The 10,402-nt window shown below is 60.9% G+C and carries 10 protein-coding genes; 9 read left to right on the plus strand and 1 reads right to left on the minus strand.

Annotated features, from left to right (window positions below; genetic code table 11):
* Positions 1–204: 204 nt before the first annotated feature.
* From tsaE to D1159_RS17780, 4 genes are all read left to right on the plus strand, one after another.
* Complete coding sequence (gene tsaE / locus D1159_RS17765; RefSeq protein ID WP_161846948.1) at positions 205–627, plus strand: tRNA (adenosine(37)-N6)-threonylcarbamoyltransferase complex ATPase subunit type 1 TsaE; 423 nt, start codon at positions 205–207, stop codon at positions 625–627.
* The gene (gene tsaB / locus D1159_RS17770) at positions 624–1,328 is read left to right on the plus strand and encodes a tRNA (adenosine(37)-N6)-threonylcarbamoyltransferase complex dimerization subunit type 1 TsaB (RefSeq protein ID WP_161846949.1); all 705 of its coding nucleotides are present in this window, start codon (positions 624–626) and stop codon (positions 1,326–1,328) included. The genes tsaE and tsaB overlap by 4 nt, the downstream gene beginning before the upstream one ends.
* Positions 1,329–1,393: 65 nt before the next feature.
* Positions 1,394–2,023, plus strand: coding sequence for a uracil phosphoribosyltransferase (upp, locus tag D1159_RS17775; protein WP_161846955.1), 630 nt, complete (start codon positions 1,394–1,396; stop codon positions 2,021–2,023).
* 199 nt (positions 2,024–2,222) lie between these two features.
* A complete protein-coding gene (locus tag D1159_RS17780) occupies positions 2,223–3,887 on the plus strand; it encodes a formate--tetrahydrofolate ligase (RefSeq protein ID WP_161846950.1) in 1,665 nt (554 codons plus the stop codon).
* Between the two features lie 931 nt (positions 3,888–4,818).
* Here D1159_RS17780 and D1159_RS17785 read toward each other — a convergent pair.
* The gene (locus tag D1159_RS17785) at positions 4,819–5,181 is read right to left on the minus strand and encodes a helix-turn-helix transcriptional regulator (RefSeq protein WP_347563725.1); all 363 of its coding nucleotides are present in this window, start codon (positions 5,179–5,181) and stop codon (positions 4,819–4,821) included.
* Between the two features lie 215 nt (positions 5,182–5,396).
* On the opposite strand from D1159_RS17785, the gene D1159_RS17790 reads away from it, so the two are divergent.
* The 5 genes from D1159_RS17790 to D1159_RS17810 all read left to right on the plus strand — a co-directional run bounded on the left by D1159_RS17790 (position 5,397) and on the right by D1159_RS17810 (position 10,299).
* The gene (locus tag D1159_RS17790; protein ID WP_161846951.1) at positions 5,397–6,305 is read left to right on the plus strand and encodes a metal ABC transporter substrate-binding protein; all 909 of its coding nucleotides are present in this window, start codon (positions 5,397–5,399) and stop codon (positions 6,303–6,305) included.
* Positions 6,302–7,069 (plus strand): metal ABC transporter ATP-binding protein, encoded by a 768-nt coding sequence (locus D1159_RS17795; RefSeq protein WP_161846952.1) that lies wholly within the window; start codon positions 6,302–6,304, stop codon positions 7,067–7,069. The genes D1159_RS17790 and D1159_RS17795 overlap by 4 nt, the downstream gene beginning before the upstream one ends.
* A gap of 1 nt (position 7,070) precedes the next feature.
* Positions 7,071–7,919 (plus strand): metal ABC transporter permease, encoded by an 849-nt coding sequence (locus tag D1159_RS17800; protein WP_243152376.1) that lies wholly within the window; start codon positions 7,071–7,073, stop codon positions 7,917–7,919.
* 16 nt (positions 7,920–7,935) lie between these two features.
* The gene (locus D1159_RS17805) at positions 7,936–8,784 is read left to right on the plus strand and encodes a patatin family protein (protein WP_161846953.1); all 849 of its coding nucleotides are present in this window, start codon (positions 7,936–7,938) and stop codon (positions 8,782–8,784) included.
* A gap of 147 nt (positions 8,785–8,931) precedes the next feature.
* Positions 8,932–10,299 (plus strand): citrate/2-methylcitrate synthase, encoded by a 1,368-nt coding sequence (locus D1159_RS17810; RefSeq protein WP_161846954.1) that lies wholly within the window; start codon positions 8,932–8,934, stop codon positions 10,297–10,299.
* Positions 10,300–10,402 lie beyond the last annotated feature (103 nt).

Consider the following 10,402-nt stretch of genomic DNA (forward strand, 5'->3'; position numbering starts at 1 on the left):
CAACAGCTTGCCGATGAGGCCGCTTCCCTGGCTTCTCCTGTCGAGTTCATTGTCCAATATCTTTGACAAACTTACAGGCCCGGAGGAAATTCCGGCGGCGGGATGCGGATTGAAAGTTGGCGGATTCCATGCTATAATAGCCCAACAATGGCCGTGTTTATACGGCTGTGACATGGCTTTGCAGGCGTTCAGGAGGGATGAGCGATGGAGTACTGTTCCAACGGGGCGGAGGAGACAGAGGCGCTGGGAGAGGCGCTGGCCCGCACCCTCCGGCCGGGGAGTGTGGTGGCCTTCACCGGGGACTTGGGGGCGGGGAAGACCGCCTTTGTCCGCGGCCTGGCCCGGGGGCTGGGGATTGGGGACCGGGTGACCAGCCCTACCTTCACCATTGTCAACGAGTACGAGGGGGGGCGGATGCCCCTGTTTCACTTTGACTTATACCGGCTGGGCTCGGCGGAGGAGCTGTACGACATCGGGTGGGAGGACTATCTGGCCCGGGGGGGCGTGTGTGCCGTGGAGTGGAGCGAGGTGGCGGCGGAGGACCTGACGGCGGACGTCCGGGTGGACATACGCCGGGGGGCCCATGACGGACAGCGGCGGATCCGAATTGAGGGGGGAGAGGCGTGAAGATACTGGCGGTTGAATCGTCGGCCACGGCGTGCTCCGTGGCGCTGTGTGAGGAGGAGCGGCTGGTGGCCCAGTCCTTTCAGAACAATGGCCTCACCCACAGCCGCACGTTAATGCCCATGCTGACCCAGATGCTGGAGCACTGCGGCACGGCCCTGGCGGAAGTGGACCTGATGGCGGTGGCGGCGGGGCCGGGCTCTTTTACGGGGCTGCGCATTGGCGTGTCGGCGGTGAAAGGGCTGGCCTGGTCTCTGGACAAGCCCTGCGCCGGGGTGTCCACCCTGGAGGCCATGGCCTGGACGGCGGCCCACATGGAGTGCGCCCTGTGCCCGGTGATGGACGCCCGGCGCAGCCAGGTCTACAACGCCCGCTTTCTTGGGGAGGGGGAGCGCCTGGCCCGGCTGACCCCCGACCGGGCCATTGGGCTGGACGGCCTGGAGGCGGAGCTGAAAAGGGACAAAACGCCGCAAATTCTTATTGGAGACGGGGCGGTTTTGTGTTATAATGCTCTGAGAGAGCGGGGGGTGGAGGTCCGGCTGGCCCCCCCCCATCTGCGGCTGCAAAGTGCCTGGGGGGTGGCGCGCTCCGCCTTGGAGCAGGCCCGCAGCGGCGCGCTGACCGACGCCCGCCGGCTGGCCCCCGTATATCACCGCCTGTCCCAGGCGGAGCGGGAGCGGCTGGAACGGCTGGGGCAGAGCTGAGCAATGGTAATTTGTCCGGCGGCGGCGCCGTCAATCAACAGAAAAAGGGGAAGATGACCATGAATATGGAAAAGGTACACGTTCTGGACCACCCGCTGTTACAGCACAAGCTGTCCATCCTGCGGGACGAGCGGACCGGGTCGAAGGAATTCCGCGAGGTAGTGTCCGAGGTAGCCACCCTGATGTGCTATGAGGCCACCCGGGATCTGCCGCTGGAGGATGTGGAGATCAAGACCCCTGTGTCCGCCGCCAAGTTCAAGTGCCTGGCGGGGAAAAAGCTGGCCATTGTCCCCGTCCTGCGGGCGGGCCTGGGCATGGTGGACGGCATTTTGAACCTGCTGCCTGCGGCGAAGGTGGGCCATATCGGCCTGTACCGGGACCCCCAGACTCTGGAGCCGGTGGAGTACTACTGCAAGATGCCCAGCGATATCGCCGAGCGGGATATTATCATCCTGGATCCCATGCTGGCCACCGGCGGATCCGCCTCCGCGGCCATCCAGTTCATCAAGAATTACGACGTGAAGCACATCAAGCTGATGAACATCATCGCCGCCCCCGAGGGGATCGAGCGGGTGCAGCGGGACCATCCGGATGTGGATATCTATGTGGCCGCAGTGGATGAGAAGCTCAACGGCCAAGGTTACATTGTCCCCGGCCTGGGGGATGCGGGAGACCGTATCTTCGGCACAAAATAGACTGCGCAAGCGCTATGGAACATGCGGACCGGGGTTGTATCCCCGGTCCTTTTTTATAAAATTGAACCCATGAGTCTTGACAATATGGTCAAAACCGTGGTAGGATAGGGACAGAAAATAATGTAAAATATAGAAAAAACCAAATAATAATCGTGAGTTCCATTTGCTGTTATCATTTTATAGAAGGAGGCACCATCCCATGAAAACGGATATTGAAATTGCCCAGGAGGCAAAAATGCGCCCCATCGCCGAAGTGGCGGCACAGCTGGGCATCGGCGAGGATGCGCTGGAGCCCTATGGCCGCACCAAGGCCAAGCTGGACCTGAACGCCCTGCGGGATCTGCCCCGGAAGGCCAAGCTGGTGCTGGTGACCGCCATCAACCCCACCCCCGCCGGCGAGGGCAAGACCACCACCAGCGTGGGTCTGGCGGATGCCCTGGGCAAGCTGAATAAAAAAGTGGTTCTGGCCCTGCGGGAGCCCTCTCTAGGCCCGGTGTTCGGCGTCAAGGGCGGCGCTGCCGGCGGCGGCTATGCCCAGGTGGTGCCTATGGAGGAGATCAACCTCCATTTTACCGGCGACTTCCACGCCATCGGCGCGGCCAACAACCTGCTGGCCGCCATGCTGGACAACCACATTCAGCAGGGGAACGCCCTGGACATCGACGTGCGCCGCATTACCTGGAAGCGGGCAGTGGACATGAACGACCGGCAGCTGCGCAGCATTGTGTGCGGCCTGGGAGGCAAGCCCAACGGTGTGCCCCGTGAGGACGGCTTTGACATCACCGTGGCCTCTGAGATCATGGCGGTGCTCTGCCTGGCCACCAGCCTGACCGATCTGAAGGCCCGGCTGGCCCGGATGGTAGTGGCCTACTCCCGCAGCGACAAGCCCGTCACCGCCGCCGATCTCCACGCCGAGGGGGCCATGGCCGCCCTGCTGAAGGACGCCATCAAGCCCAATCTGGTGCAGACTCTGGAGCACAACCCCGCCCTCATCCACGGCGGTCCCTTCGCCAACATCGCCCACGGCTGCAACTCCATCATGGCCACCGACATCGGCATGAAGCTGGGAGATTATGTGGTCACTGAGGCGGGCTTCGGCGCCGATCTGGGCGCGGAGAAGTTTTTGGACATCAAGTGCCGCGCCGCCGGCTTCGCCCCCAGCGCGGTGGTGATTGTGGCCACTGTCCGCGCCCTGAAGCACCACGGCGGTGTGGCCAAGGCGGATCTGAACCAGGAGAACCTCCAGGCGCTGGAGGCCGGCCTGCCCAACCTGCTCCAGCACGTAGAGAACGTGACCAAGGTCTTTGGCTTGCCCTGCGTGGTGGCCATCAACGCCTTCCCCACCGACACCGCAGCCGAGCTGAAGCTGGTGGAGGACAAATGCAGGGAGCTGGGGGTCAACGTGGCCCTGTCCGAGGTGTGGGCCAAGGGCGGCGAGGGCGGCAAGGCCCTGGCCGAGGAGGTCATCCGCCTGTGCGAGCAACCCAACAACTTCCGCTTCTGCTACGATGTGGAGGACTCCATTGAGGCCAAGCTCAACGCCATCGCCACCAAGATCTACCGGGCTGACGGTGTGGATCTGACCCCCGGCGCCCGCAAGCAGCTCAAACAGCTCACCGATCTGGGCTATGGCAATCTGCCCATCTGCATGGCCAAGACCCAGTACTCCTTCTCTGACAACGCCGCCCTGCTGGGTGCGCCCAAGGGCTTCCGCATCACCGTGCGCAACCTGAAGGTCTCCGCCGGCGCCGGGTTCTTGGTGGCCCTCACCGGGGATATTATGACCATGCCTGGGCTGCCCAAGGTGCCCTCCGCGGAAAAGATCGATATTGACGAGAACGGCGTGATTTCCGGGCTGTTCTAAAAGTTAGAGTTAAAATGGATTGACAGCGGGGGATTTCCCCCGGGGGCGGGCCTGCGCGGCCGGCGAAAGAGCCCTGGACCCAAAGGGCCCATGGGGGGCTTCCCCCCCATGGGAATCCCCCGGGCGGGCGGCCTCTATGTTCAGGCGAGAGGTAAGCGCAAAGCAGTTGCGCCCGCGCCCGATGCGTTCCTGCGTCAGTCGTTACAAAAAAGCCCGCGTCGACTACACTGTAAAACTTGTCAGCCGCAGCGATTCAAGAACTGGATCTGACGGCCGCCACGGAGTTGGTTGCAACGCACCCAAAAAGGCGGCCGTCGGACAGCATACTTGAATTGCTGCGGCTGACAAGTTTTGCGTTGTATACGACGCGGGCTTAAATAGTTTGTCTTTTACGCTGATGGGGCGGGCGTAACTAGCTTGTCTCGTGTCTGATGAATTTAGAGGCCGCCCGTCTACAGGTTTGGGGGAGTCCAGAGGGGGGAGCCTCCCCCCCTCTGGCCCTTTGGGTCCAGGGCCCTTTCGGGAAAGGGCCCTGGCGCCGCCCGCGTAGGGCCCCCCCGGAGGGCTGCCCGCCCCTGTGGATCCCTGAAGAATCATTTATGAGTATAGAGATGGGAATGGGGACAGCGTCGGAGGATGGGGAGAGAATGGTAATTTTTGTACTGTGATGCCCGGCCTTGGCGTAGTGAGCAGCAAACCGGCGGTATGCCTTTGACGGTTTGGGAGGGAAGCTGCCGTCGGGCTGCAAGAAGGCGGTGGCCCGCTCCCGGTAGTACAGGAACCAGAACCAGTGCCATTCCAGGCGCCAGAAGTTCCAGTGCGGCATTGTGTGCCTCATAAATATTCCTCCAAGCTAACACAATTCGGAATTATAGTTCCGTTAGCGTTAGTATAGAGCAAGGGAGGTGTCAAAGTTCGTCGAAAATGGTCGTCAATCCTCGAACGTTTTCGAATTTTTGAAGGCGGAAACCATGGCGTCCATGGTAGTGAGGGCCACAAGGTACTGCTCCTGGGGGAGAGAGGCCAGCTCCTCGAGGAGCTGGGCCGCGCCGGTGGCGCGGGCGGCGGGGATCAGGTCGGTGAGCAGGTCGTCTGCAGTGCAGTCCAAGGCGTTGACAATGCGGATAAACGTATACAAAGTGGGGTGCTTTTTACCACATTCAATGCCGCTTAAATAGTTTGTGCTGAGATCCACCACTTCAGCAAACTGCATTTGGCTGTACCCGCGCTTTTTCCGCCATTGGCGGATTCGCTTCCCGATCAAAACATCATTTAACTTACTCAATATGGACACTCCATTCTATTAGAGTTAGTTTTGTCCAGTATAGAGTTAGAAAATTCCCAAATGAATGAACAAATCAGAAAACTACATCTATTGGCGATTTTGCAGAAAATAAAGATTTGTTTTACAAATTGCTTCCAGGGGAGTATAATAGAAAAAACATGGACAGGCGGTTGTGCCTGTCCGGTTTTGTTCCTTATTGTGAAAAATGGCTTGAGGTTCGATAAATGAGGAAAATCACGCTTTTTTCGGTGTTTTTTTGGATTTTGCTTTCCGGCTGCGCCCCGGCGGCGGGCGGCGGGGAGGACACCTTTACCGTGGCGGCCACCACCTGGCCGGTGTACTGTCTGGCCAGCGCCCTGGCGGAGGGGGCGGAGGGTGTAGAGGTGGTGCCGGTGATCAACCAGCCCATGAGCTGCCTGCACGATTATACCCTGACCATCGCGGACATGAAGGCCCTGGAGCGGGCGGATCTGATTTTGATGAACGGCGCGGGGTTTGAGGATTTTATGGACGCCGCCCTGTCCGCCTGCCGGACGCCGGCGGCGGACTGCTCCGCCGGGATTGCGCTCCTCTACGCCGGCGAACACGAGCCGGACCACGATCACAGCCATGACCACGGAGCATACGACCCCCATATCTGGTTGGATCCCCTGCGGTACGCGGATATGGCGGACAACGCCGCCCGCATCCTGGTGGAGGCTGACCCGGCCAATGGGGAGCGGTACGCCGCCAATGCGGTAACTGTGCGGGGAGAACTCACCCAGCTGTGGGAGACCGGTATGGAGACCTTGGCCCCTCTGAAAAACCGGGGGCTTATCCCCTTTCACGACGGTTTCAACTATTTCGCAGACAGCTTTGATCTGGAAATTCTCATGGCCATTGAGGAGGAGGAGGGCAGCGAGACCTCCGCCCGGGAATTTAAGGAGCTGACGGCGCTGATCAAAGCGCGGGGGATTCCCGCCGTGTTCACCGAGGTCAACGGTTCCGATGCCACGGCGAAGGCCCTCCGGCGGGAGACCGGGGTGGCGGTGGCCCAGCTGTCCATGGTCATGAGCGGCGAGGGGACAGGACTGGAACCCTATCTCACCGCCATGAGGATCAACATCAACACCCTTGCGGAGGCGCTTACATGAGAATACAAAAGCACCAGAACGCCGGCCCGGGCTGCACCGGGGCGTGCTGCCTGAAAATTGAACATCTAGGGGTAAGCATCGGGGGGGACCAGATCCTGAACGACGTGGGGTTTCACCTCCACTGCGGGGAGATTGTGGCCCTCATTGGCCCAAACGGCGCGGGAAAGAGCTCTCTGTTCAAGGCCATTCTGGGCCAGATGGAGTACAGCGGGTCCATTGCGTTCCAGCGGGCGGGGGGAAATAGGACCCGGCCTCTGATCGGCTATGTGCCTCAAAGCCCCAGCTTTGACCGGGGGGACCCGGTGAGCGTGCTGGATTTTTTCGCCGCGGCGGTGTCTGACTGGCCGGCCTTTCTCCCCATGCCCCAGAAACTGCGGGCCAGGGTATTATCCTGCCTGGAGCGGGTCCACGGCGGGGCGCTTATCGACAAGCGGCTGGGCGCGCTGTCCGGAGGGGAGCTCCAGCGGGTGCTGCTGGCCCTGGCTCTGGAGCCCCTGCCCCACATCCTCATTCTGGACGAGCCCCTGTCCGGGGTGGACATCGACGGGGAGCGGCAGCTCATGGACATGCTGGACGAGATCCGCAGGACCTATGACCTGTCTATCCTCTTCTCCACCCACGACTTCGCCACGCTGGGCCAGTACGCGGACAAGGTGGTGCTGCTGAAATCCGGAGTGCTCCGGGTGGGGCCGCCGGAGGAGGTTTTGCACTCGAAGGAATTTCAAGCGGTCTTTCATCTGGATCTGGGGAGAGGGGGGGCATAATTTGGAGCTTTGGTATCATCTGGTGGAGCTGCTGCCCTTTGAGTGGGCCCAGCCCCACACTATGTATTTTATGAAAAACGCCCTGCTGGCGGTGCTGGTCATTTCCCCCCTGTTCGGGCTGCTGTCTACCATGGTGGTGGAGAGCCGGATGTCCTTCTTTTCCGACGCCCTGGGCCACTCCGCCTTTACCGGCGTGGCCATCGGCGCCCTGGCCGGCCTGGCGGACCCCATGTGGTGCGCGGTACTCTTCGCGGCGGCCTTCGCCCTGCTGTTTACCTATGTCCGCCGCCGGACCAATCTGGCCAGTGATACGGTGATCGGGGTGTTCTCCTCCACCGCCGTGGCCCTGGGCATTTTTGTGGCAACGTTGGGCGGCGGCAGCTTTACCAAATTCAACGCCTTGCTGATCGGGGACATTCTCAGCGTGGAGCCGGGGAAGATTGCCCTGCTGGCCCTGCTGCTGCTGGTGGTGGCGGTGCTGTGGGTGTGCTCCTTTAACCAGCTGATGCTCGCCTCCGTCCACCCCGCTTTGGCGGACAGCCGGGGAATCCGGGTCTTCTGGCAAGAGGCGGTGTTCAACGCGGCCATCGCCGTGGTAGTGACAGTGTCCATGACCTGGGTGGGCCTGCTGGTGATCAACTCTCTGCTGGTGCTCCCCGGCGCGGCGGGGCGGAATGTGTCCCGCAACCTGCGGGAGTATCACCTGTTTTCCGTGCTGGGGGCGCTGGCCGCCGGAGTGGGGGGGCTGATGCTCTCCTACTACCTGGGGGCGTCCACAGGGGCGTGCATTACCCTGTGTCTGGCCCTGATCTTTGGGGCCACCTTCCTGCTGCGCCGGCGGCAGGGCTGAATGGGAGGCGGAAGATATGAAAACAGGCATTGTGCTGGAGGGAGGTGCCCTGCGCACCATTTTCTCCAGCGGCGTCACCGACGCTCTGCTGGAGGGCGGGATTGAGTTTGATTATCTGGTGGGGGTGTCCGCTGGAATCGCCTATGGCGTCAGCTACCTCTCCAAGCAGTTTGGACGAAATCTGGAGATTTTAACCAAATACGCCAACGACAAGCGGTATATGGGTAAGCGCAATCTCCTCAAGCCGGGAAACCGGTGCTATTTTGGCCTGAAATTCATCTATGACGACATTCCAAACCATCTGGTGCCCTTTGACTACGAGACCTTTGCCCAGTGGCCGGGTACAGCGGAGGCGGTGGTCACCGATGTGGAGACGGGGGAGGCGGTATACCTCCCGGTGCCCCGGCGGGACAAGGACTTCCTTCTCCTCCAGGCCACCTGCGCCATGCCGCTGCTTTTCCCCATCTACAATCTGGACGGGCTGAAGTGCCTGGACGGGGGCGCGGCGGACGCGGTGCCCTTCCGACGGGCCTTTGACCAGGGGTGCGACCGGGTGGTAGTGGTGCTCACCCGGGAGCGGAGCTACCGCCGGCAGCCGGAAAAGCTCCAGCCCGCCGTTGACCTGCGGTACTGCCGCTATCCCAAATTCTGTGAGACCATGCGCCGCCGGGCAGAGGTGTACAACGCCGGCCGGGAGGAGCTCTTCCGCCTGGAGCGGGAGGGCAAAGTCCTCCTCCTGGCCCCGGACAGCACCCAGGGCTTCTCCCGGGTGGAGAAGGACGTGCATAAGATCAAGGCCCTGTGGCGTGCCGGCTACGATCAGGCCAGCGGGCGTTTGGAGGAAATCAAAGCCTTTTTGACCTGAGCTCTCCTGAGACAGATGCAAGAAAAAACGTAATGTGATTCATATTCTAGTAACAATTGTGTGTTATAATACAAGCAAGCGGTATGTATTTAATTGGCCGGCAGGTGCTGCCGGCGCAAAGGGATTGAATGTGGAACGGAGGTATCTATGGCGAGCAACCCCAATTATGGCGTGGTGACGCCTGAAATCGAGGCGCTTGCGGCGGTGAGCCGCAGTCATAGCAACATCGACCCAAAAGACTATATCCGGTTTGATGTGAAGCGGGGCCTGCGGGACCTGAACGGCAAGGGCGTCCTGGCGGGTTTGACGGAGATATCGGATATTATCGCAAAAAAAATAGTGGATGGGGAGAGCCACCCCTGCGACGGCAAGCTCTACTACCGGGGCATTGACGTGGAGGAGCTGGTGACCGGGGTTTTGCGGGAGAAGCGCTATGGCTTTGAGGAGGTGGCCTACCTGTTGATGATGGGCAAGCTGCCCACCCAGGAGGAGCTGGCCGCTTTCTGCCGGCAGTTGGCCTACTACCGCACGCTGCCTAACAATTTTGTGCGGGATGTAATTTTAAAGACTCCCAGTGGGGATATTATGAATTCCCTGGCCCGCAGTGTGCTTAACCTGGCCTCCTATGATCAGGATGCGGACGATATCTCCCTGCCCAACGTGACCCGGCAGTGTATGCAGCTGCTGGCGGTCTTCCCCATGCTGGCGGTGTACGGGTATCAGGCCTATCACTATAAAGAGGGCAACAGCCTGTTCATCCACGCCCCCAACCCGGCCCACTCCACAGCGGAGAATATTTTGGCCCTGCTGCGGCCGGACGAGACCTACTCCTACTGGGAGGCCCACACCCTGGATATCTGCCTCATGCTTCACGCGGAGCACGGCGGCGGCAATAACTCCACCTTTACCACCCACGTGGTCACCTCCTCCGGCACGGATACTTACGCCTGCATGGTGGCGGCCCTGGCCTCTCTGAAGGGCCCCCGCCACGGCGGCGCGAATATCAAGGTCATCCGCATGTTTGAGGACATGAAGCGCCACCTTTCCGACTGGAAGGACGAGGGCGAGGTGCGGGCCTATCTCAAGGCACTGTTGGAAAAGCGGGCCTTTGACAAGTCGGGGCTCATCTACGGCATGGGACATGCGGTGTACTCCCTGTCCGACCCCCGGGCCAACATCCTCCACGGCATGGTGGAAAAGCTCTCCCGGGAGAAGGGCCGTACAGAGGAGTACGAGCTGTACTGTATGGTGGAGCGGCTGGGTCCGGAGCTCATCTCCGGCCAGCGGACCATGTACAAGGGCGTGTCCGCCAACGTGGACTTCTATTCCGGCTTTATCTACCATATGCTGGAGCTGCCCCAGGAGCTGTACACCCCTCTGTTCGCCATGGCCCGGGTGGCGGGGTGGAGCGCCCACCGTATGGAAGAGCTGATCAATATGGGCAAGATCATCCGGCCTGCCTACCAGTACGTAGGCCAACACGCCCCCTATCAGCCCATTGACCAGCGGAAATAACAAAAACGGCACAGCCTGCGGGCTGTGCCCAGCTTGTCGAAAAGCGGCCTGCCAGGAAAAAGTTCTGGCAGGCCGCAAAGCATAAAGATACATAAGGGCAGCA

This window comes from Pseudoflavonifractor sp. 524-17 (genome assembly GCF_009935845.1).
GTDB lineage: Bacteria > Bacillota > Clostridia > Oscillospirales > Oscillospiraceae > Pseudoflavonifractor_A.

Excerpts from the sequence above, each read along its gene's own strand:
- tsaE (WP_161846948.1), top strand. The coding sequence starts at position 205 with ATGGAGTACTGTTCCAACGGGGCGGAGGAGACAGAGGCGCTGGGAGAG.
- upp (WP_161846955.1), top strand. The coding sequence starts at position 1,394 with ATGGAAAAGGTACACGTTCTGGACCACCCGCTGTTACAGCACAAGCTG.
- D1159_RS17780 (WP_161846950.1), top strand. The coding sequence starts at position 2,223 with ATGAAAACGGATATTGAAATTGCCCAGGAGGCAAAAATGCGCCCCATC.
- D1159_RS17790 (WP_161846951.1), top strand. The coding sequence starts at position 5,397 with ATGAGGAAAATCACGCTTTTTTCGGTGTTTTTTTGGATTTTGCTTTCC.
- D1159_RS17795 (WP_161846952.1), top strand. The coding sequence starts at position 6,302 with ATGAGAATACAAAAGCACCAGAACGCCGGCCCGGGCTGCACCGGGGCG.
- D1159_RS17805 (WP_161846953.1), top strand. The coding sequence starts at position 7,936 with ATGAAAACAGGCATTGTGCTGGAGGGAGGTGCCCTGCGCACCATTTTC.
- D1159_RS17810 (WP_161846954.1), top strand. The coding sequence starts at position 8,932 with ATGGCGAGCAACCCCAATTATGGCGTGGTGACGCCTGAAATCGAGGCG.